At 71.4% G+C, this 735-nt stretch carries 1 protein-coding gene; it reads right to left on the bottom strand.

Translation table 11 applies throughout. The features are described from left to right. The coding region (locus ABD194_RS20530) for a DNA-formamidopyrimidine glycosylase family protein (protein WP_343994981.1) at positions 1-735 on the bottom strand (735 nt) is incomplete at both ends.

Below are 735 nucleotides of genomic sequence, written 5' to 3'. Positions count from 1 at the left end.
GCGGCTTGCCGCCGGTCTGGCAGGTGGCGCAGTACTGCAGGGACGTGTCGGCGAAGGACACCTCGCGCACGGTGTCACCGCACACCCGGCACGTCTCGCCGGTGCGCGCGTGGACGCGCATCCCGGCCCGCTTGGCGTCCTTCAGCTCCTTGGCCGGCTTGCCCGACGCCGTCGCGACGGCGCTCTTCAGCGTCTCGCGCAGTGCGGCATACAACCGCTCGACGACCCCGGGGGCGAGGGAGCCGGCGATGGCGAAGGGACTGATCTTCGCGACGTGCAGGATCTCGTCGGAGTAGGCGTTGCCGACGCCGGCGATGAACTCCTGGTCGCGCAGCAGCCCCTTGATCTGGGTGCGCCGGCCCTCGAGCATCGACCGGAACCGCTCGAGCGTGAAGTCGTCGGCCATCGGGTCGGGCCCGAGCCGGGCGATGCCCGGCACCTCGGCGGGGTCCTTGACGATGTAGGCGGCGAGTGACTTCTTCGTGCCCGCCTCGGTCAGGTCGAAGCCCGAGCCGTCGGACAGGCGTACGCGCAGGGCGATCGTCGACTTGCCCGGGCGCACGACGGTGGTGGGCAGCTGGTCGGACCAGCGCAGCCAGCCGGCCCGGGCCAGGTGGAAGACGAGGTGGGTGCCGTCGGCGTCGATGTCGAGGAACTTGCCGTGACGGTGCACGCCGTCGATCGGCGCGCCCTCGAGCGCCTGCGGCGGCGGGTTGAAGGTCTTGAGCACGCTGA

The sequence above is a fragment of the Terrabacter terrae genome (genome assembly GCF_039529575.1).
Classification (GTDB): Bacteria; Actinomycetota; Actinomycetes; order Actinomycetales; family Dermatophilaceae; genus Terrabacter; species Terrabacter terrae.
This window is presented reverse-complemented; position numbering and strand designations above follow the sequence as displayed.